General features: G+C 28.0%; 13 protein-coding genes and 1 other RNA gene. All 14 read right to left on the minus strand.

From position 1 onward, the window contains the following. Window positions 1-92 precede the first annotated feature (92 nt). The 14 genes from HMPREF0216_RS04340 to HMPREF0216_RS17480 all read right to left on the minus strand — a co-directional run bounded on the left by HMPREF0216_RS04340 (window position 93) and on the right by HMPREF0216_RS17480 (window position 20,360). Window positions 93-1,964, minus strand: coding sequence for an N-6 DNA methylase (locus tag HMPREF0216_RS04340; RefSeq protein ID WP_005211594.1), 1,872 nt, complete (start codon window positions 1,962-1,964; stop codon window positions 93-95). 375 nt (window positions 1,965-2,339) lie between these two features. Next, on the minus strand, window positions 2,340-2,852 hold the full coding sequence (locus tag HMPREF0216_RS04345) for a hypothetical protein (protein WP_147576240.1): 513 nt from the start codon (window positions 2,850-2,852) through the stop codon (window positions 2,340-2,342). After that, window positions 2,845-3,261 (minus strand): hypothetical protein, encoded by a 417-nt coding sequence (locus HMPREF0216_RS04350; RefSeq protein WP_005211598.1) that lies wholly within the window; start codon window positions 3,259-3,261, stop codon window positions 2,845-2,847. The genes HMPREF0216_RS04345 and HMPREF0216_RS04350 overlap by 8 nt, the downstream gene beginning before the upstream one ends. Window positions 3,262-3,273: 12 nt before the next feature. Continuing rightward, a complete protein-coding gene (locus HMPREF0216_RS04355; RefSeq protein ID WP_005211600.1) occupies window positions 3,274-3,882 on the minus strand; it encodes a hypothetical protein in 609 nt (202 codons plus the stop codon). Then, a complete protein-coding gene (locus HMPREF0216_RS04360; protein ID WP_005211602.1) occupies window positions 3,882-4,370 on the minus strand; it encodes a hypothetical protein in 489 nt (162 codons plus the stop codon). The genes HMPREF0216_RS04355 and HMPREF0216_RS04360 overlap by 1 nt, the downstream gene beginning before the upstream one ends. A gap of 304 nt (window positions 4,371-4,674) precedes the next feature. After that, window positions 4,675-5,029, minus strand: a transfer-messenger RNA (tmRNA) gene (ssrA, locus tag HMPREF0216_RS16685). A gap of 437 nt (window positions 5,030-5,466) precedes the next feature. Further along, a complete protein-coding gene (locus tag HMPREF0216_RS04365; protein ID WP_234088521.1) occupies window positions 5,467-6,879 on the minus strand; it encodes a HAMP domain-containing sensor histidine kinase in 1,413 nt (470 codons plus the stop codon). Further along, window positions 6,869-7,546, minus strand: coding sequence for a response regulator transcription factor (locus HMPREF0216_RS04370; protein ID WP_005211606.1), 678 nt, complete (start codon window positions 7,544-7,546; stop codon window positions 6,869-6,871). The genes HMPREF0216_RS04365 and HMPREF0216_RS04370 overlap by 11 nt, the downstream gene beginning before the upstream one ends. A gap of 103 nt (window positions 7,547-7,649) precedes the next feature. After that, on the minus strand, window positions 7,650-8,984 hold the full coding sequence (mgtE, locus tag HMPREF0216_RS04375) for a magnesium transporter (protein WP_005211607.1): 1,335 nt from the start codon (window positions 8,982-8,984) through the stop codon (window positions 7,650-7,652). A 442-nt stretch (window positions 8,985-9,426) separates the two neighbouring features. Continuing rightward, window positions 9,427-10,854 carry a glycoside hydrolase family 32 protein gene (locus HMPREF0216_RS04380; RefSeq protein ID WP_005211609.1) on the minus strand — a complete coding sequence of 476 codons (1,428 nt, stop codon included), beginning with the start codon at window positions 10,852-10,854 and terminating at the stop codon, window positions 9,427-9,429. 7 nt (window positions 10,855-10,861) lie between these two features. Further along, window positions 10,862-11,833, minus strand: coding sequence for a carbohydrate kinase family protein (locus HMPREF0216_RS04385; RefSeq protein ID WP_005211619.1), 972 nt, complete (start codon window positions 11,831-11,833; stop codon window positions 10,862-10,864). Window positions 11,834-12,100: 267 nt separating this feature from the next. Then, complete coding sequence (locus HMPREF0216_RS04390) at window positions 12,101-12,667, minus strand: hypothetical protein (RefSeq protein WP_005211620.1); 567 nt, start codon at window positions 12,665-12,667, stop codon at window positions 12,101-12,103. A 341-nt stretch (window positions 12,668-13,008) separates the two neighbouring features. Further along, window positions 13,009-18,639, minus strand: coding sequence for an NPCBM/NEW2 domain-containing protein (locus tag HMPREF0216_RS17475; RefSeq protein ID WP_005211621.1), 5,631 nt, complete (start codon window positions 18,637-18,639; stop codon window positions 13,009-13,011). 17 nt (window positions 18,640-18,656) lie between these two features. Then, on the minus strand, window positions 18,657-20,360 hold the full coding sequence (locus HMPREF0216_RS17480; RefSeq protein WP_005211624.1) for a discoidin domain-containing protein: 1,704 nt from the start codon (window positions 20,358-20,360) through the stop codon (window positions 18,657-18,659). Window positions 20,361-20,544: the final 184 nt, after the last annotated feature.

Consider the following 20,544-nt stretch of genomic DNA (forward strand, 5'->3'; position numbering starts at 1 on the left):
TTTTAAATCTATAAATTATTGATTTTCCACTTAATTCTACTTAACCTTACTTAACTTACTTATCATTAAGTAAGGCTAATATAGATTTTGACTTATATTATTTCAAAAATATCTTTTATATTCATTTTATCATATAAATCAAACTTAAGATTGTCTATTTTAGCTTGAAGTGCTTCCATCTCTCTTTTTAAACTTTTCTCTTCTTCTATATATTCATTCATAATCCTATTTTGCTCTTCACTACTCATATCTATTAAAGGTATCTCCTTTAAATCCTTCGCATTAATCATAGCTACTGCTGTTCCTGTTTTTCTACCTTCAATTAAATATTCACCTATAGGACTTTCTAAAAATTCTTTTATATATTGAGGATTATTACCTTGTTTTAATCTTATACCAATAAAGTTTTGTGATATTAAAATATCTCCATCATGTTCTGGAATGATACAAATCTTAGTTGCACCCTTATTCGATATTATTATATCCCCTGCTTCAACCTTGTAAGTTTCAACTCTAGCATTATTTTCTATAGAATACCTTGGCATAGACTCTACATCTAACTTACCATTTTTAATATCTGCAAGATTTATTATTTTATATTCACCATTAGCATCTTGAACGTTCTTACTAGTAACATTTATTCCTCTAAAAAAGCTTCCTATATCACCTAATGTTTTCGATGTGTTAAGCTTGTCTAAATGAATCTTAACCTTACCAAATTCAGAAGATTCAAACTCTGTTCTAACAACATTTCTACTTGGTAGAATATTACTATTTTCTATATTGTTTAACTCTACTATTGAACTAATACCATCAACAACTTTTTTGTTTCTATAGATATCTAAAATTGTATTGATATTTTCAGCATTTAAAATATTCTTACCCCTTCTTACATTTTCATATATATCATCAGCATTTATGAATTGTATCTTATTCTTCATTTCTTCACTTTTATTCATATTAAATACAATCATTGCACAAGGTATAGCAGTATTAGTAAATAATCCACTTGCTAACTCTATAACTGACTCAATATAATCAAATCCTATAATTTTCTTTCTTAAGCTTTCCTCTGCACCAGCTCTAAATAATGCACCAAGAGTTGTTATTATTACAGCTTTTCCATTTTCTTTTAATGATTTTAATGCACTACATATAAATAACCAATCAGCACTTGATACTCCTGGAGTTCCATATATAAATCTTCCATACTTATCATTTAATATTTCATTTTCTCTATCCTTCCACATCATGCTAAATGGTGGATTCATTATTACAGTGTCAAACTTCTTAATCGTATTTTCCCCTTCTTTAAATACCGGATTTATTAATACATCTCCAACTCTTATATCTGCTGATTTAATTCCATTAATAAACATTCTTATGCAAGCTATTGAATATGTTTTTAACTCTAATTCTTGACCATAAATTTTAAGCTCATTTCCATAACTTGCTGCAAACTTATATGCCTCAAAAGCATCTCCACCTATTCCAAAATTTCCATCATAAAACTCTCCATCTTTAGGTTCCACTATTTCAACTGCTAATTTGTTTATAAAATTTGGCGTTGATCCCGCAACTCCCATCTTTCCTGATAATTCTGTTGTACTACCTAACATATATTCAAATGCATCTCTATATTGTTCTGCATTAAAGAATGAACTTTTCAATATCACTAGTATTTTAGCTATTTCTTCACTTGATAATTTTAAATTATTTAAATATGATACAGCACTTCTTATTTCTTGTACTTCTTCACCTATGTTGTCTAATGCTTCTTTAATAGCAGCTTTAATATCGACACTATTTAAAATCACATCTAAATTTACATTGTCAGAAATATCATTGTTAGAACAATAACCTACTAATAACAATATCGCTGTACTTGAATCTAACTCCTCTACACTAATTGCCCCCCTTTGAACCTCTAATACTTCATCAATAACTCTCTTAACATTTTTCATTTTAACATCTCCTTACCTCTTTTTAATAATTTAATTACTAACTTGTTTTCTTTAAAATTTTTATCTCTTTGTTTATGTTTTAAGTATACATCCACAAAATAACAATGTCAATACTTTATTTTAATAATTTAATTACTAGCTTTTAATATTTAAATTCGCTATTTTAATTTCGTGTAATCGTTAGACCCCCTAACGCAAAAATTCCCCAAGACCGTAGTCTTAGGGAACATAAAACACACTATTAAATTTTCTAAAAACCCGCTAAACCTTTGATACCAGGCTATTTCTTAATCAGCCTTACAACCGTCTCAGCGTGTGATGTATTAGGGCATATTTATTATCCATTTAAATAATTATTATAACAAACAAATAATACTATTTACCATTTGTTTTTTCTAGCATATCTATCCTTGTTTCTACTTTTTGTGATAAATCTGCTGCAACCATCTTTAAAAATTCAATATTTTTTTGTGAATTCCAATTATCATTATCTATATCGGTTTTATAAGCTTGTACTAATAACGGAAGAATTTCAATGTATATTAATAAGTATAACTTGGCTAGTAATTCTTCTTCATCAAACTCCTCATACTCACCTTGATATCTTTCTAAAGCCGTAGTTACAGTACCATTATTAGTTAATACTAACTCTATGTTTTCATGATTTCTATATTCTAAATCAAGTTTTATTTGATTTAGATTTTTACTTTCTAATAAAAATGATAGTGTACTTATTATATTTATAACTGATTCTCCAGTTGCCGAAACTTTATTTAATAAATCTTCTGTATCACCTTTAAATCCTTTTATTGTATCAAGCGAAATATTTCCCAACATCTCACTTTCTGTTTCAATAATATTTTCACCAGTATATACTTTACTAATCAACCATACAAAAATCACTTTTTATATCAAAACTATTTTTAGAAATTTCATTTCTCCCTGAATATTTTAACATTTTTCTTAACAATTTCATTCCGTCTGAATTTCTACTAATTATGTAACCAATCCCTACCCCATTAGAATAAACAACTATAAACCCATTTTTAGGTATTGTCCTATCCTCTATCGGTTGATTTCCTGATGATATTTGATTATATGAATATTTTATTAGATTATAGCTAATTTCTCTATTGTTAAGCGTAATTTTAGGATTACCATCAAATTTCTTATTAATTTTCCAATCAGCATATGCTATAGATTCCCCTATCTCATCATCTTCTGGAATTTGCAATAACCTTTCAATAACATTATCTAAAATGCTATTCTCACTATCTGACCATCTCGTAGTAACCATTTTACCTCCATATTAATTTAAATTAAATTTATTATATGTAAACTTATAGCCAAACTTTTTTTCTAAGCTAGGCTGGATAACTGTTGAGTACTCTTGATTTGAGGAATAATTCTTTATCAATCCGATTTTAAATTTAACACTTGTACTTTCTATAGTATCTCCTCTTAAATTGATAATTTTATCAATTTTAATTTTACAAACATTATTCTCTATCACAATTAAATCATCACAACTATCTATTTGAATATCTACCCAATTAGGTATTGTTATCAAAACATTATTTTTGCACAGCTTCTTTACTTTTCCTGAAACATTAATTTTACCATTAATATAAGCAACTTCATTTCTAAATTGAATAGCTGGATTACTTTCAATACTTTCTTGCTGTCCACTACAGTAAAATAAACATTCAATCTTAGCTTCATTTTCTTTAATTTTCCATACTAGTCCAGCATATAACCACTCCAGAAAACCTAAATACGCAGCTAGTCCAAATTCAAATACATAATCATTGGGTATAAAAGTAATACTCTTAAACAAATTCCATTTATCCACCAAAAATACTGCAATTATAGGAGCAAGTACACATTTTACAATTATAAAGAATAAAGATGCCTCCATTAACTTAGACACCTCTCAATCTTTTTAATAAGAATTTCTGACTCTTCTTCAAAACATTTTTTATTTATTCCAATTATACCATTAACTTGTAATGAAATATTAACTGCTTCTTTCTTATCATTTCTACCCCTTAGTTCAATACTTCTAATATCAATAGCTGATTCTTCTGATAAAAAATTAATTTTTTCTAATAATAACCCAAAATATGCTCTCTCTAATCTTAGCTTACTTAAAATTGAATCAATTTCATTTTTTAACGTTACATCATCTTCCATAAACTCTATAGATGTAATATTATATGAGTTTGTATAAAAATACTCCTCAATAATAGATGTCATAATCTTTGAGGTAATAATTATCTGCCTATAGCCTTTGGTACAATTTTCTTTTACAATACTATAATAATCATCATGCTCTGGAGAATATTTTACTTTTACAATTTTATTATCTAACTTATTTACAAATAACTTCGCATAATCATTCCTCAAAATAACTCTCCTCCTAATTAATATCTTTATAATATAGCACTATATATTATATTATACTTTTGTATTCTTTTCCATAGCTTTATTCATATTATTATTTTCTTTAATACTTACCCCTTTATGCGTAAAAATGTACACCCATTAGTGAAAATTCCACTAAGGGGTGTGCACAAATACTCAAATTACCTAAAAACGGCTAAAATCTCTATTAAAATCAGTTTTAAATTTATCTTTAAAAAGCAAAATACAATGGCCAAGCCTTGATATTTCAAGGTTTTACCATTGTATCCTTACTTGCGTTCTTATTTGGTGGAGGCGAGGGGTATCGAACCCCTGTCCGAAAGCAGACCAGCCTGACTTTCTACGAGCGTAGTTTGTGACTAAAATTTCGGTCCTTAGTTCGCTCACAAACAAACTCCTAATTCCCTAGCTTCATAAATACCCCTCTAGCTCAAAGCTTTGCTAGACTTCGTTCCCTACTTCAATGACACCAGCTACCCAAGACGTAGGCATCCTGGACTGATGAGCAAGCTATATTAAGCTGCTAATGCAAAATTGTCTTCTGCGTTTATATTTAGTGCATACCTGATTATCGAGGTCACATGCTTCCCTCGGCCCGCTTATCAAACCCATCACACCCCCGTCGAAGCCAAAACGCCCCCATGTTAAGGTAAATAGGTCATAAACGCTTTCCCTATTCAATTTTTAAACGATAATTTATATCGTGTTTTTATTATAGAACATGATTCTCTAACTGTCAACTTAACTATACCATTAAAGTATTAGCAAACTCTCAATAATATAGGTAATAAAGAAAAATTTAAGTAAATAGAATTATTTTTCTTTACTATCTAATTGTTATTATTATAAATTTCTAATATTTACTATTTATATTTTAAAATAAAGTTCTTGCACTATTTGTCGAAAGATGTTATTCTAAATAAGCAGTTGGTACGTAAAGTGCTAATTATTTGTAGAGCCTAGTTTGTCCTTCCCGGAGTCTAGGCTCTACTTTATTTTTAAAATAAAAATTTATCCACACATACTAAAAAACAATTCACACTTTAATTAACATTTTTCCCAATAAATGTTTATAACTTTATTTCCTATTTTCTTTAGGTAAAATAATTATAAATTCTGATCCCTCATTTATTTTACTAATAACTTTTATATCCCCACCATGAGCATTTATTATAGATTTGGATATTGTAAGTCCAACGCCAATTCCTTTTACACTTCCTCTTGATTTATCTACTCTATAAAATCGTTCAAATATATTACTTATCTCATCTTGTGGTATACCAATTCCATTATCCTTAATTGATAAATTAACATTATTATCTTTTATAAAAGTTCTAATATGTATTTGACCATTTCCTTTATTATATTTGATAGCATTAGATAATATATTTACTATTACCTGTGCAAATTTCTCTTTATCAATTAAAACTTCTAAATCTTCTAATTGATATTTAATTATTATATTCTTAGCAAGTGCTTTCCCCTCATAATTATAAGTAATATTTCTTATATAATTTTTCAGGTTTACTACTTCTTTTTCTAAAGTATTTCTTCCACTATCAAACTTTGCTAATTTCCTTAAATCATCAACAAGCTTTGAAATTCTTGTTACTTCTTCATTTATACTAACAAGCCTTTCAGTTGTAGGTTCCCAAATTCCTAAAATAATTGCATCTAAATGACCTTTAACACTTGTTAATGGTGTTCTAAGCTCATGTGCTATATCTCCAGTTAATTGTTTCCTTAAATTTTCTTGCTTATTTAAAGCAGTGGCCAATTTATTTATAGAATCTATAAGATCATCAACTTCTCTTATATTACTTTTGTACTCTAATTCCTTTTTATAATTTCCTTGCTCTATGGTTTTTGTCATTTTTGCTACTTTAGAAATAGGGTTTGCTATAGATTTAGATATTATTATTGAAATTATTATAATGCTACTTATAGAAATTACTCCTATTATAAATATAATTTTATTGATAGCATTAAAAAGTTCCACATCATTTTCCATATAATAAGTTGATGCATAATGACCTATATACGCATATCCAACTAACTTTCCATCTATATCGATAATATTAACCTTATACTCTTTAAAATAATCATCCCATTTTCGTTCTATACTTTGCATATTATTACTTATTTTTCTTAAGGTAATATCTGATAACACCTTTTCATCTTCAAATACACTCCATATTTTATCATTGCTCTCATCATATATCTCAATTGCAATTCCTTTTCTTATTGCATCTACGCCTAAATTTTCTATTAACTCAATATCCCAATCATTATTTACATATATATTTTTAATATCAATATCTAATAAGTGATCTACTTCAGTCTTATTACTATCATCAACATACTTCTCAAACGAAGCCTTAAAGCTTGTATTTACAAAAAATCTTATTGCTATAATAGTTGCAATCATAATAAAAGTGAAAGATATTATAAGCTTACTATTTATTGATCTTAATTTACTTTTATAATCCAAATCTATATCCAACTCCATATACAGTTTGAATTATTCTTGGATTTCTTGAATCTATCTCTAATTTTTGGCGTAAATTTTTTATATGACTATCTATAGCTCTATCACCTTTTTCATAATATCCATCAATAGCATTCTCTAATAATTTATCTCGCGTATATATCTTCTTAGGATTATTTATTAATGTAAGTAATATCTTATATTCTGTATTAGTTAAACTTACATATTCACCTCTAACCTTAACCTCATGAGAGGACATGTTTATTTCTAATTCATCATCATATCTTATAATTTCTTTTTCATTCAAATTATTGCTTCTTTTTAAAATAGCCTTTATTCTTAATATTAATTCATTTATATTGAACGGCTTGCAAATATAATCATCACACCCTAATTTAAATCCATCTATTTTATCTTCATCTTCTATTTTTGCTGTCAACATAACTATTGGAACATCAGATCCCCTTCTTATATATTCACATATTTTTTCTCCACTTATATCTGGAATCATTCTATCTAATATTATTAAATTATATTTCTTTGAATTAAATTTATCTATAGCACTTTTTCCATCATAAGCAACTTCTGTATAGTATCCTTCATTATCTAAAAAAGCTTTTATAAATTCACATATTTTCTTTTCATCATCAACTATTAATATGCTTATCATAATATCCTCCTAAAAATTTATAATTTAATATTACAATAATATTATTCATAAAAACACTTAAAGAGTTGCATAAAATATTTTTTATAACAACTCTTTGTAAATTTTATATTCCTAAAAATATTTTAGCAAAGCCAAAATATACTATTAATGCAAAAGCATCTACTATTGTTGTAATAAGAGGGCTTGCCATTATTGCCGGATCTAAATTTAATTTTTTTGATATTATAGGTAAAATTCCCCCTACAACCTTAGCTAATACAACAGTAAAAAATAAACTTATACATACTGTAAATGAAATCATAATATCTGCACTAGTAAAGATATATAATCTCAGGAAATTTACCACTGCCAAAACTGTTGCTACTACTATACTTACTCTAAATTCTTTAAATATTACTTTAAAAAAGTCTTTTGTAGTTATTTCACCTAATGCTAGTCCTCTTATAATTAATGTTGATGATTGAGACCCTGAATTACCACCAGTATCCATTAGCATAGGTATAAATGATGCCAATATAACTACTGATTGTAGAACTTCTTCAAAACCTTGAATTATTGCTCCAGTAAATGTTGCTGATATCATTAATACAAGCAACCATATTATTCTATTTTTTGCTAACTTTAAAATTGGTGTTTTTAAGTATGGCTCTTCATTTGGCTCTATCCCAGCCATTTTTTGAAAATCCTCAGTATTTTCTTGTTCAATAATATCTACAATATCATCTACAGTTATAATTCCAACTAATCTATTTTCATTGTCTACTACAGGCATAGATAATAAATCATATGTTTTGAACAAGGCTGCTACCTTTTCTTGATCTTCCGATGTTTTAACAGAAACTATATTTGTGTCCATCACCTGCGAAACTAACATTTCTTCATTACTTAAAATTAAATCTTTTAAGGATATAACCCCTTTTAATACTCTTTCTTTATTTATTATAAAACAGTTATCTAACGACTCTTTATTTATACCTATTTTTCTAGTATGATTTATAGCTTCTTTTATAGTCATCTGCTCCTTAAAATCTACAAACTCTATAGTCATAATAGCTCCGGCAGAATCCTCTTTGTACTTTAAAAATTGATTTATTAACTGTCTTTTTTCTAATGAAGTATTTAAAATTACTTTTCCTACTATATTAGCTGGTAATTCTTCTATTATATCTACTGTATCATCTAAGAATAAATTTTCAATTATATCTTTTAATTCATTATCTGTAATTAATTCTATAATCTTTTGCTGTGATTTTTTATCTAAATATGAAAACACTTCTACAGAAGTATCTTTAGTTAAAAGTCTAAAAACTACTAGCAAAGATTTATCATCTAATAATTCCATACTTTTTGCTATATCTACAGGATTCATTTTTTGCAGTTCTTGACTTAATTGCCCCATATTTTTGTACTCAATAATTTTTAATAATTCTTTTGTCATAATTGCCTCCTTATAAAGCTCATATATAACAAAATTACATAATAAAAACTAACGATAATTAACCAATCTCTGCTATATATGAACTACTTAACCTATTTAATTTATCTATTTTTTTAATTCCTAAGGGTATATCGTCCATATAATCACTCTCCTAAAATAATCTACTTTCAAATTATATAAAACAATTATGGAGAGATTATGAGTTTTTATATTAAACCAAAAAAAATGATAAGACCTATGCACTTTCATAAGCCTTACCATCTCTTTTACTTAACTAATATATACTATTCATTTTTGTTGAAAATGATACTGATTTCCCAAATGCTAAACTCCTATTGGTGGTAAAAGTTTAAAACAATTAGAATCCCTTTATTTTCATTATATATATTAAATTAGTATTATCAATATTTATTTTATGAATATTGATTTTATGAATACTTTTTTACAAATTCCACTTTTCTATTAAAGCAGTTCCTGTTCCTTCAAGCTTTAGGCACTTATCTATTGAATCATTATAAATTCTAGTAGTAAATACCTCTTCTCCATCATTTAGGAATATCTCTAAAATAGAATTATCAGAGAATATTTTTAAAGAATCTATAGAATTAATTTCCACAGCTCTCATAGCTCTTCCATAACCTGATTTTCCAAGTTCTAATTTGAATACTCCATCTTTAAATGAAAGTACACAATCTTCTCTTAATGAAACTCTAAAGTCATTACAATTCTTTAAATCAATATTTAACTCAAAAGTATTGTTTTCGAATATTTCTAAAGTTTTTCCTTCTTCTAAAGAAACTTCAGCCTTGTAAGCTTCACCTTTTCTTAAAGTTTCTAATTCAATAACTGGTACTTGATATATTTTATCATTTTTTAAAATTAATTCTCTTGGAATAGTTAATGCATGTTGCCAAAAGTTATCTATAGTTGGATTCCTATGTATAACTGCATCTGGAACTCCCATCCATCCTATCATTATTCTTCTATTCTTGCTATCTTCAAATGTTTGTGGTGCATAGAAATCAAATCCTCTATCTATCTCAATGAAGTCTCCAAGTTCTAAATGCTTTTTACCCTCGTCAAAGTTTCCAACAGCATATCCACTTTGATATACATTATTATACTTATAACCTTCTGCATCTATTCCTTGTGGTGAAAACATAAATACATCTTTACCTTCTAGTTTAAATGTATCTGGACATTCCCACATATATCCCATATCATCTCTTTCGCCTGCTGGTATTGAATTAAACTCCCAATTATAAAGGTCTTTTGATTTATATAATAAAATACAACCTTTATCATCAACAGTTCTAGCACCTAATACCATGTAATAAACTCCATCTTCTTCCCAAACTTTAGGATCTCTAACATGAAGTGACATATTACTTGGGAAATCTTCATTTCTAAGCACTACTGTCTTTTCTGAAAAGTTAACTCCATCTTTACTAGTTACAAGTATAACATTTTGTTCTCTTCCAGTTAAAATATAATCATGCTCTCCTGCATGTTTAACATTCCCTGTATAAAAGAAATAAACTGTATCATCTTTCACAAATGCAGAACCTGAATAAACACCATCTTTATCTTCAGCTATATCTGGATAAAGAGCTACCCCTCTATCTTCCCAATTAACTAAATCCTTAGATGTATATTGACCCCAGAATTTTAATCCTCCCATTGGAGTAAGTGGTGAATATTGATAGAAACAGTGATACTCTCCATTAAATTCACATAATCCATTTGGATCATTTATCCAACCTATTGGAGCCATTATATGATACTTATTTCTCCATTTATCATTTTTTACAGCCGCTAAATTTCCGTCCATACAGTCCTTTATTTGCTTATCGAACTCTTTTCTTAACATAAAACTATTATCTCCCTTGTGCTAAAGTTAATACTTCTTCCTTAGTTGGTAAAGCTCCTATAGCACCTCTCTTACATACTGTTAAAGCAGCTGTTGCATTTGAGAATGTTAATATTTCTTTTACTTTTTCTTCATTTAAGCTAACTAAGCTTTCTAAAGTATTATCTCCTTCAGCAACTTGGTATAGGAATGATCCTATAAATGAATCTCCAGCCCCTGTTGTATCTTGAGCTTCTACCTTAAATGATGGCGAGAATATTTTCCTTTCTTTTGTTATAAATTCTGCTCCATTAGTTCCTTTAGTGTATATTATAACTTCAACAGCTCCTTGTAATAAGAAGTTTAATGCTTCTGTTTCATCAGCTATTCCAGTTATAAATTCTAATTCTTCATCACTTATTTTAACAATGTTTGCAAATGGTAAGAATTCTAATATTGCTTCTTTGCAAGCTTCTGGAATTTCCCATAATGGCAATCTAACATTTGGGTCAAAGCTTATTAAGCAATTATTTTTCTTAGCTAATTCTATAGCTCTTCTATGAGCATCTTTTATTGGAGCATCTATTAAACTTACTGAACAGAAGTGTAATATTCCACCTTCTGAAAATACTTCTTCTTTTATTTCTGATGCATTTAATAGCATGTCTGCACTTGGATTTCTGTAGAATGAGAAATCTCTTTCTCCATCTTCTTTTAATGAAACAAAAGCTAAAGCTGTGTTAGCTTCTTTTGTTCTTAAAACATTTGAAACATCAACCCCTAATGGTTTAACTTCTTCTAATATATGATCTCCAAATCCATCAACACCTAGTTTAGTTAACATTACAGATTTACCACCTAATTTTGAAACAGCAGCAGCAACATTAAGTGGTGCTCCACCAGCAACTCTTAAGAAATTGCTTACATCCTTTAAAGCTACTCCTTTTTCATGAGGTATAAAGTCTATTAAAGCTTCTCCGATTGAAATTACTTTTTTCATTTATTTTCCTCCTAAATTATCCTTAATGGGAACGTTCCCTCATTTTCAAAAAAATATATTGAAATCGAATTACTTATCCCCTCTTTATAATTTCATAAATTATAAAATACTACGCTTATGAAAATATTATATCATTTATCCTATGTTAGTCCATATATTTTTCTTAGAAATATCCCCCTTTTTATTCTATAATTTAAACATCTATATTAATGAGAAACATAATATAAGTTATAGATAAATTAAATTTTAATTCATCTATAACTTATATTACTTTTTATCTTTACTTGAATTACCTAAAAGAAATCCTATACATCCGCTAATTAAATCTCTAAATTGAGATATTTTCGAGTCTGCTCCTGCCGGAATTATATTAAAGTTTACTCCAATTATTAGAGATATAATAATTGTGATACATAAAATTATAGCTATAGCATTCTGTAGTGTTTTATTACAAAAGTATCTTTCTTTTTCTCGTGTTATTTCTTTTTCTTCATCATATTCAGTTTCAACTTTTCCCCTTATATTATCTTCTTGTAATTCATTGTTTAAAATCTTAAACTTATAGTCATTTTCCTCATCTATATAAGACTCTTCCTCTTTGTTTCTAACCAAAAAGTTAGAGCTTAAAAAATATCCAAATATACTAGCAACACTAGTTCTAATCATTACATTTACAGTGACATAATCTGTGTTAGTAGGATCAGGGGTATATAAGTTATGAATACATTGTATAATTAAAATTATCATAATTAATATTAATCCCTTATCTTTAAAACTTATCTCACTCCAACATCTTTTAATAACCTTAATAAATCTAGGTTTCCTTTTACTCACACCCTCACCACCTTAACTTTACCTATTATTATTTTATTAAGTAAAAATTAAAATGTTACTTTATCCAACCTTCTGAAAATTACACTTTCTCTTTCTTAACTATATTTCCTTATATTTATTTCTACACAACCTTTAAACTCATTTATAAATATGATAAATAAAAAAATAGCAACTATATTTATTTTTATACAAATATAGCTACTATTTTTAAAATTAATTACCTATATAATTTATTTTTATTTTACACTTTCTTTATAAACTTAATATCGAAATATATATCATATTATGATATTAGTTTTTCATATGGTATAGTCTTATACTTACCTTAGTAAAATTCGTATTTATCTATTGTCAAACATATATATAACTTGAGCTAGATAATTATCTTCTCTATCTTCATATCCCAAGTATACAGTATGCATAAATTGATCGAATTCTACTGTATCAAAAGATATTAATCCATTTTCATCTATACACTCTTCTACATTAAGAATCGTATCTTCCAAGGTTTTGTTATTTCTCACTATTATTTGTGTTGGATTTAACTTTTCCCCTTTTCTGTTTATAACATCGAAGTTTATAGTTATTTTATTATCTTTTTTATAAAGACTACCTGCAACTATATTTTGATACATAGCTTTTACGTCAGTTAATTTTTCAAGATTCTTTATTGGTACTAGATTCTTTATTTCATTATACTGAATATTTAATGACTCCAAGTTCTTAGCATATTGCAATCCTTCTAGGTTTGAAATTCCATATCCAATAGCATTTAACTCAATAAGATTATATATATCTCCTATAGTTATAGCATCTGATGATATATTTAATTGTGCCTTAATAGCTCTCTTCAGATATTCATCTGGAATATTTACTACTTCTGATAAATCAATAGCTTGTTCTAAATTTTCATATGCTTCATTTAGTTTAACAAACAAGTTATCAACCTCTTCTTGAGTATATCCATTAGCTAAATCTACATTAACTTCTTCTAAAACCATTTGTAAATTATCGAAACTTTCTTCAGTATAAATATCTTTATTTAAGTTATTAATGCTTTCAATTAATTCATCTAATTTAGCTCTATTTATTTCAATACCTTCATTATTGGCAAAGTGTAATTTAGTATCTCCCCATGTTGCATGATCTGAACCATTACCATTTCCACCATCAGTTACAACAAGCTTTAATTCCTTAGCTCCATTAATATCTACTTCAACATATTTTTGTGCATCTCTCGATGTCATTAATCCACTATCAAACTTCTTATCGCCATCAACCCAAACTTCAAAAGTTACAGATCCAACAGTTCCGTACATTTGTCTATCTACACCAACATATGAACTAAAGTATGCATAATCTTTATCACTTAAATCATAAATTATCGTTGATGTTGAATGAGCTCCTATACCTCTTTCATAAGATATCTCTTGTCCATTTTCATCTGTTAACCTTAACGTTCTTCCACTTATTGATATATCCTTTCTAGGTGCAGTGTAACTATTATTAGTTGATTTCCAATCATATTCTGTTAAATACTTATAATCATTCATGTCAACTACTGCAACACTTCTTGTTTTTATACTTGTATTTCCATCAGAATCTGTTACCTTGTAAGTTAATTCATACTTTCCAGCTTTATTAAAATTAACTTCTCCTAATACTTCAATATTAGATGTTAAATCTCCATCTTCAGCATCAGTTGCAGAATACTCTTCATTTAATTCTATAGGATGACCTACTTTTGTAGATACTGATTTTGGTACATTAATCTTTGGAACCGAATTTAATATTAAGAATTTGGCATCACCAAAACTAGCATGATCTGATGCATTACCATTACCTGCATTATCAGCAATAATCTTCAACTCTGATACTCCTTCTAATGGAATCCTTACTAATTTAGCATCATCTTCCCATTTCATAAGTCCACTATTATAAACTTCTAAATCATCAGCATAAATTTTGAATATTACACTTGAATTATTTTGCTTTGTAATATTTCTATCTATACCAACGTAAGTTTCAAAATATTTATAATTTGTACCTTCTAAGTTATAAACTATCTCTGAATTTGCATGAGTTCCAATACCTTTATCAAATATCTTTTCCTCGCCATTTACACTTAATTTAATTTTAGCTCCAACTGAAGCTAAGTCTTTTCTTACTTGACCATAATCAGTTCTTGCAGAAGTCCATTCAATATCAGATAAATATTCTAAATCACTATAAACTATAATAGTTTTTTCTAAAGTAGCAACATTTCCATCATTATCTGTTACTGTATATGAAACTTTATATTCACCTGTTTTATTAGTTGTAAAATCATTTGCATTAACTATTACTTTATTAGTTATGTCTCCATCTTCTTGATCATTTGCACTTACAGATGACATTAAGTCATATTCACTTCTTAACTTAACATATTCTGTTCCACCTACTACTAAGCTTGGGAACTTATTTCTTATAATTTGTTCAGCTCTATTTAAGTCATCTTGGAAAAGCTCCCTTGCTGGATGAGCATCAACCTCTTCTCTTAAAACTTCTAGCTTTTCTAAAGTATTATATTTTTCACTTACTTCATTTTTATTACTATCAGTAAATAGTTCATTTGTAATCTTATCTGATAATTCATCACTCTTATAGAATGACATCTCCCCTATACTTGCCCAATTTTGATTTGCTTCAATAAATTTAAATTTCACTCTTCTTGCTTCTGTTTTAGTTATATCAATTTCAATAACATCATTAACACTTCCATTGTACGAACCAGTACCTGCTAGTCTAAAGTCATTTCCTTCTGCTTCAGTAGAAATATAAATTTCAAACTTAGTTGCAAATCCTTTTCCACCATTTCTAGCAGCATAAGCAATTTTATCTATTTCATTAATTTCACCTAAATCAAATATAACTTCATTTTGGAATGAAAGGCTATTTGGTTTTCCTGTTTCCCAATGTGTATTTCTATTATTATCTATTGCATAACCAATAACACTACTTCCATAGTTTCCACCATTATTAGAAACTGAAACTACTGGTATTTTAAACTTTTCATTATAAGCTTCTAAATCATTAAATAAACCATACTTTGATTTAGTAGTGACTAACTCCTCGTATATTGTTATATATGAAGTCTTTTCAACCACATTATTATCACTATCAGTAACTCTATAAACAACCTCAATTCTTCCAACTTTATTTTCTTCAAAACTATTAGAAATTATTTCAACATTATCAGTTAAGCCTCCATCTTCTATGTCTGATGCAGTAACTCCTTCCATAAAGTCTACTGTTTCTCCTAATTTATAAGTTTTATCTATAACAGTTAACGATGGTTTAGCATTATTAGTAGTTAACTTTGGATTAGCTATTACTGCATGGTCAGAAGTATTACCATTTCCTCCATCATTAACTTCTATAACTAATTCTTTAACACCCTTAACTGGAACATTTATAGTTACCATATTATCTTCATGCTTTATTACACCTGTAGTCGCCAGAACCTTACCATCACCTATAACCTTAAATGATATGCTTGAGTTAGCTTGAGCTGTTATTCCCATATCAACACCAACCAATGCCTCAAAATTATCATAATCTTCATTAGATAAATCATAAGTTATCTTACCATTTGCATGTATTCCAAAACCTTTATCAAAAGTCTTTGTTTCATTATTTATTCTTCCCTTTATATTCGCATTTCTTCTTGGAGTTCCATGTTGAGTTGTAGCATTTTTCCAATCTGAATCTGATAAATAATCATAATCACTTACAACTTGTACATTTACTGTTTTTGTAACAACTACTCCATTATCCTCAATAGTATATTCTAATGGATAAGTTCCTTTTTCATTTACATTTACTTCTCCATTTATAACTATATTTGAACTTATATCTACACCATTGTAATTTAATGCTTTAACTAAATCCATTGGATTAAATTCTTCTCTAAGTTTTATGCTTATTGATTGTTGTTGTAAATTTAAACTTGGAGTTAGAGAATTTACTACTACCTCTTCTCCACTATTTAATTTCTTATCATAAGGTATAACAGTATAATTTGCATCTTCCCCTACCATTGATTCTGTATCCACAAAGCTATTAGTTGAAGTAAATCCAATTAATTTACCATCTTTAAATATTTCATAACCTAATACATCATTTTTAGAATCTTCATTAACACTAAATAATAATTTTATATTTTCATTTTCTTTTAGAATACTAACACTTAATTCAGGATTACTATCAAATCCTTCACCATCATACTCTATATAATCATAATTAGCATACCAAGTTTTTATATCTGGTTTTGGATATTTACTTAATAATTCTTTTGTCTCATCAGAAACCCAGAATCCATGTCTTTCAAAATGCTCGCTTAAATCTAATTCTAAGGCTATACTAGAATATTTAGCTAGCTGATTTAATTTATCATTTGCTGAATTTTCAGAATCTAAAACTACGTTATTTTCTCTATACTGACTATTTAATTTTCCCCAATATCCTGGATATATCATTTCTAATTGCCAGAATACAGCTAAGTTTTCAAAGTATCCACCATTATAATAATTGTTATTATTAGTTGCTATAACATTCTTAAAAACATGACTTTCAAAAGGTATTCTTCTATTTGCCTTATTATAATAATAAGAAGAATATTGAGGTATCATATTGTTTGTAACCTCACCTATAGTTCTTACTCCTATATCCAGCTTATGCCCCATTTCATGATCAACACCCCAGCCACCTACACTAGTTAACATAGATACCATTACATCACCTTGAACACCAATATGTCCAGATGCAGCATACATATATCCAAATGGTTGAGCTAATCTTATATTCTCTCTAGTATACTTAATATCATTCTTTATACTACTTCCATCCATGCCTAAATATTCAAATATCATATCCATATGATCATCATACATATTTACAGTATTCATTGGACTAAAACCTTGATTTATATAAGCTTCATATGCCCCTGTTGCAGTTCCTGTAAATACAAGATGATCTGAAACTACCTCTACAACATCTATCATTTTTCTATCCATAACATTTGGATTTTCTACCTTATCTGCATCAACTCTTGCTTTATAATCCTTTAGAAGTTCTAAGAATTCTTGTTCATCAGTATTTTTATCCATCATAGGGAACTGTTCACAACCTGATGCAAATCTTATAACTGGTGCTTTACTTTGCTGTTCCTCTGTATAAGGATTTACTATATATACAGCTCCACCTGGAGTTACATCATGATTGTACCATCCATCATTTTGACTAACAGCTGGTACAGTTATTACATTCTTACCTATGTGTAAACTTACAGATCTTCCCCAACTTGCAAAGCTTCCTTCCTGTTGAGAAAACATTAATTGTGGTAATGGCTCACCTGGTTCTGCATCAACGTATACAGTTATTGTTTCCCCCGCTCTAGCAACTATTCCTGTAGGTTGATTATTATTACCAAATCCAAACTTTAGATTCTTATTTGCATGTGCATTTCTATCTCCATACTGTTCTGCCACAACAGTTTTAACAGTTTCTAATGCACCATTTATAATATCCTTAGCCATTTGTATATCTTTTAAATAAACTGGTGCTAACGGATGCTCATTAACCTGATTTTCAAGTTCTGTTAACTTTTCTATAGTATTAAATTCTTCTGAAACAATATCCATTAACCCATTTGTAAATAATGTTTTTATTTTTTTAGATACTAAATCCTCTTTATATAATCTTATATCTGAAATTGATGCCCAATTTTGATTAGCCTTATCAAATACAAACTTTACTCTTTTAGCCTTAGTAGCTTCAAATTGTATCTCTAGCATATCACTAGTTACTGTATAACTTCCTTCAGTTACTTTTTGGAAATTATCTCCTGAAGCTACTGGCGATATATATATACTAAACTGCTCTGCAAATCCCTTACCATTGACTCTTGATTTATAAGTTAAACGACTTATCACTTCTGCATCTTCTAAAGTTAATATAACTTCATTCTTAATGAATCACTATTTGGATTTCCAGTTTCCCAATGACTATTTGTATCTTCATCTATTGCATACTTTATCGCTGAACTAGAATATTGTCCACCATTGTTGCTTATACTTAAATTTTTAACTCTATACACATCATCATACTCATTTATATAGTTTGTATAAAATGGTTCAAATTTAGACACATTTGCAGTACCGCTTTGAACTTTTCCAAATTCTACTAACTCTTTAGCTATATTTAATTTTTCAATATATTCATCTTTAAACGGATGTCCATTAGCTTCTTCTATTAAATTATTAATAACTTCAATTGTTCCAAACTCTGGGTTAACTTCATTCATTTTTTCATCTATAAATAATATATCTATTTTTTGATCTAATTCATCTGGCATATATAAACCAAATTCAGAAGCTAAAGCCCAATTTTCATATCCTTTTTTATATACAAATTTTATTCTTCTTACTTCTGTTTCTTTAAATTTTATTTGTAAAGTATTTTTAGTTGTTATACTTGTAGACCCATCTGATATTTTCTCAAATGTATCCCCCTCAGAAGTTCTAGATCCATATATCTCAAATTCTTGTGCAAATCCTCTTGAAACTAGGCTTGTATACATTATTCTATCTATTGTAGTTAACTCATCTAAAGTTATTACTACTTCATTTGTATGGCTAGATGTATTTTGCTTACCTGAATGCCAATTTGTATTTACATCTCCATCCATAGCTCTTGCTATAACATTAGAGGAATAATGTCCACCATTAGTTGTTATACTTGTAACTTTCTCTAACGGCACTTTGAATAATTCATCATAACTAGCTAGCCTTTCATCATTAAATGACTTAAAGTTAGATACCTTAGCCTCTGTAAATTCCAATGCTTTTCCTTCTAATGTTATTCTAGCATTATTAATATCTTCTCTTATTTCACTATATAAAGGATGTGTGCTGGCTTCTAAATCAAAAGCTTCTAGTTTTTCTAGAGTATTAAACTCTTCACTTAACTGATTTTTTGAATCATTAGTAAATATATTATTCATTTTATCTATTATATTATCTTCTTTATAAAACATAAATTCAGATGCACTTGCCCATCCTTGATTTGCTTTTTTAAATACAAATTTTACCCTCTTAAATTCAGTTGCATCAAATTTTATTTCTACAATATCTCTTATTGAACCATCATATTGACCTGAAGCTACTAGTTCAAAGTCTTCTCCATCCTCTGTATTAGATGAATATATTTCAACTTCCTCTGCAAAACCTTTTCCACCTGCATCTGGTCTTGCCGCATAAACTATTCTATTTAATGTAGCTACTTCATTTAAAGTTATTATAACTTCATTAGTAAAATTACTATTATTAGGTATTCCTGTTTCCCAATGAGTTTGGAAGTTTCCATCTATGGCCTTATCTATGGTACTACTTGAATATTTCCCACCATTATTAGTTATAGATTTTATGTTAGAGTTGTCCATTTTAAAAATTTCATTATAACTCTCTAACAACTCACTACCATATAAAGTAAATTTAGTTATAGTAGCTTTATTAGTTTTATTTTCCTCCTCCACTTCATTAGTTTCAATAATATTGTTTCTTGTTAATGTTTCTGCAAACACATTAACTGGTGTAGCAACTAAATTAGTTATTGTTGTTGCTAAAATTAATGTTGATAACTTTCTTTTTAACATTCATTTTCCCCCTGAAATATTATTTCCCCCAGAAAAGCACATTAAAAAAGCTACTCCCTAAAGAGTAGCTAAAATAAACATAAACTTTTAATAAAAGTAATTTTTACTTACAGAAAATATCGGTATCATTATTAAACGTTATCATTTAAATATAACTTTTAATTTTCTATAAATACTATTAACC

The sequence above is a fragment of the Clostridium celatum DSM 1785 genome (assembly GCF_000320405.1).
In the GTDB taxonomy this organism is placed as follows: Bacteria; Bacillota; Clostridia; order Clostridiales; family Clostridiaceae; genus Clostridium; species Clostridium celatum.

Excerpts from the sequence above, each read along its gene's own strand:
- HMPREF0216_RS04380 (WP_005211609.1), bottom strand. The coding sequence starts at position 10,854 with ATGTTAAGAAAAGAGTTCGATAAGCAAATAAAGGACTGTATGGACGGA.
- mgtE (WP_005211607.1), bottom strand. The coding sequence starts at position 8,984 with ATGACAAAAGAATTATTAAAAATTATTGAGTACAAAAATATGGGGCAA.
- HMPREF0216_RS04355 (WP_005211600.1), bottom strand. The coding sequence starts at position 3,882 with ATGGAGGCATCTTTATTCTTTATAATTGTAAAATGTGTACTTGCTCCT.
- HMPREF0216_RS17480 (WP_005211624.1), bottom strand. The coding sequence starts at position 20,360 with ATGTTAAAAAGAAAGTTATCAACATTAATTTTAGCAACAACAATAACT.
- HMPREF0216_RS04370 (WP_005211606.1), bottom strand. The coding sequence starts at position 7,546 with ATGATAAGCATATTAATAGTTGATGATGAAAAGAAAATATGTGAATTT.
- HMPREF0216_RS04385 (WP_005211619.1), bottom strand. The coding sequence starts at position 11,833 with ATGAAAAAAGTAATTTCAATCGGAGAAGCTTTAATAGACTTTATACCT.
- HMPREF0216_RS04340 (WP_005211594.1), bottom strand. The coding sequence starts at position 1,964 with ATGAAAAATGTTAAGAGAGTTATTGATGAAGTATTAGAGGTTCAAAGG.
- HMPREF0216_RS04350 (WP_005211598.1), bottom strand. The coding sequence starts at position 3,261 with ATGGTTACTACGAGATGGTCAGATAGTGAGAATAGCATTTTAGATAAT.